The sequence below is a fragment of the Arthrobacter sp. 10T413_2 genome (assembly GCF_056394205.1).
On sequence record NZ_JBFTHK010000318.1, the window covers coordinates 1 to 2,174 of the forward strand.

2 protein-coding genes and 2 pseudogenes are annotated in these 2,174 nt (G+C 64.8%); 1 reads left to right on the forward strand and 3 read right to left on the reverse strand.

The window, feature by feature from the left end:
- Positions 1-353 (reverse strand): annotated as a pseudogene (locus AC1DBQ_RS23035) (MFS transporter); the annotation flags it as partial.
- A 185-nt stretch (positions 354-538) separates the two neighbouring features.
- Here AC1DBQ_RS23035 and AC1DBQ_RS23040 point away from each other — a divergent pair.
- Positions 539-1,213, forward strand: coding sequence for an ArsR/SmtB family transcription factor (locus AC1DBQ_RS23040; RefSeq protein WP_476930709.1), 675 nt, complete (start codon positions 539-541; stop codon positions 1,211-1,213).
- Positions 1,214-1,300: 87 nt separating this feature from the next.
- Here AC1DBQ_RS23040 and AC1DBQ_RS23045 read toward each other — a convergent pair whose 3' ends face one another.
- Together AC1DBQ_RS23045 and AC1DBQ_RS23050 are read right to left on the reverse strand one after the other, a co-directional pair.
- A complete protein-coding gene (locus AC1DBQ_RS23045) occupies positions 1,301-1,723 on the reverse strand; it encodes a YybH family protein (protein ID WP_476930710.1) in 423 nt (140 codons plus the stop codon).
- 102 nt (positions 1,724-1,825) lie between these two features.
- Positions 1,826-2,174: pseudogene (locus tag AC1DBQ_RS23050) on the reverse strand (HNH endonuclease signature motif containing protein); the annotation flags it as partial.

Here is a 2,174-nt window from a genome sequence, read left to right on the forward strand (position 1 = left end):
CCCCAGGAAGGTCCGAAGATCAGCAGCAGCGGCACGGGCACGGCGACKAGCCAGCCGGTCACGAGGACGGGCTTTCGGCCGTAGCGGTCCGAGAGCGTTCCTGCGAAGTAGTTGGTGCCGGCCTTGGCGAGTCCGAAGGCCAGGATGTAGGTCAGGGCGGACGTGTAAAGGTCCAGGTGKAAGACCTGGTCCGCCAGCAGCGGCAGGACTGTGCGTTCTTGGCCGAGGGTKCCGCCGACAAGCGCGTTGACGGCGACCAGGAGCATGAACTGGGCCAGGTTCTGGCGCAGGCCCAGGGTGAGCGCGGGCCGTGCGGCGGTGCCGGTCTTTMGGCCGGTGTCGGGGTTGCTCATTTGGCAGCCGCCAGGTCGGGCAGGCAGGTCGGACTTGCCGGTGCCTCGTCCAAGAAAGGAATCAACGTCAAGGAGCCCACGACTCGCAGTCCTTCCACGCCGGCTGAAACCGGCGGTACGGTGGTATTCCATATAAACGTGGAATAGTATTTATTCTAGTATTACATGGATTTCTGGAGGAGATTGTGGGGGACAGGGTCAAGAAGGCAGAGCTCTTTGCGGAGTTCGCCCGCGTGGGCAAGGCCCTCGGCAATGGCAAGCGGTTGGAGTTGCTGGACTTGCTCACGCAGGGGGAGCGCAGCGTGGAAACCCTGGCCGCCGCCGCCGGACTGGGGCTCAGCACGGCCTCCGCTCACTTGCAGGCCTTGCGCCAGGCCGGACTGGTAACCACCCGGCGGGACGGCAACAGAATCCACTACGACATCGCCGGTCCCGACGTACTTCAGCTCTACAGCCTGCTCCGTTCCGTCGGGCAGGAGCACGTGGCGGACGTCGAGCCCAAGCGCGTCGCCTACCTGGGGCTGGAAGGTACGAGGTCTGAAGAAGAGGAAGTCAACCGCGACGAGCTCCTATCCCGCGCCCGGGCGGGCACCGTGACGGTCCTCGATGTTCGCCCTGTCGAGGAGTATCACGCCGCGCACATCCCCGGAGCCGTGTCCATCCCGCTCGACCAGCTCCAGGAAAGGCTCGCTGAACTGCCCCAGGACAGGGAGATCGTCGCGTACTGCCGCGGCGCGTACTGCGTCTTGGCGTACGAAGCGGTGGACCTGCTGCGCTCTGCCGGCCGGAGCGCCCAGCGACTCAATGAAGGAATGCTTGAGTGGCGCCTCGGCGGCCTGCCCGTGGAAGCCGCCGCTTAGAAGAGTCAGTGTCCGGGGCTCTAGTCTCTACCGCCGAGGCATACCGTCAGTAGGTGACGGCGTGGGAGTGCGTCAGAATGGCGTGAACTATTTCCGCAGGACGGCGTCCGGGGCCTGCGGTGTGGTGATCGGGTCTGCGTGGCGATGCACGAGTGCCCATGTATCGCCTTCGGGGCGATAGATGCTTGTTACCCGCAGATCAAACACCGATATTTGGTCTCCGCCTCCAACCTTCGCCTGCCAGTGTTCTATGTCCAGAAAGCAGGCGAGATCGGAAGTGACGTGTTTGGCGAGCGTTTCAATGGCCGTKACGCGTCCCTCTTGGAAACGTGCCGCTGCTGAATCGAGGGCCTCTGACACTCGTTCCCAGCCCACCACCKGAGGGCCCCACGGATTAGCGAGGGAAACGTCCATGCCGTGGGAGAAAATGTCCTTGGCGGGTTCCGGATCGCCCTTGGCAAACGCATTCACTGCTTGATGAAAGCGGGCGATGACCTCGTCAAGCTGCATTGGGTCCACCTAGCTCATAGTGGTCTCTGGACTAAGCGCAGTTTAGCGGCTCCGTGCTCACCCGTCACCGGCTGCACGTCAAGCACGGGAGGGCCTGGTCGTTCAGGCGGACTGGTACAGAGCGCGTTCCGGGATGGGGTCGTCGGGGGACGCCGGCCAGCCGGGGTCGTCGGTGTTTGCGGCGGGGAATGGGTGCCCGGCCGTGAAGTGATACCAGTCGGGGAAGGGGTCCGGGGGCAGTTCCGGCTCGGGATCGGCGGGCACGCCTCGCTCCGACCATGGGCCTGTGTCTGCAGCCGTGATCGGGAAGTCGGGCGGCCAGCGGGGCGGTTCCCAGTCCTGGTGCTCGCTCGGATAATAGCGTTTTGAGGGCGAGGTCCAGCCCGGCGGGCTGGTTGCGCTGGCCCCGACGGGCTGCCAGGCGGAGGCGTGTTTGAGGCGGTGGTGTTTG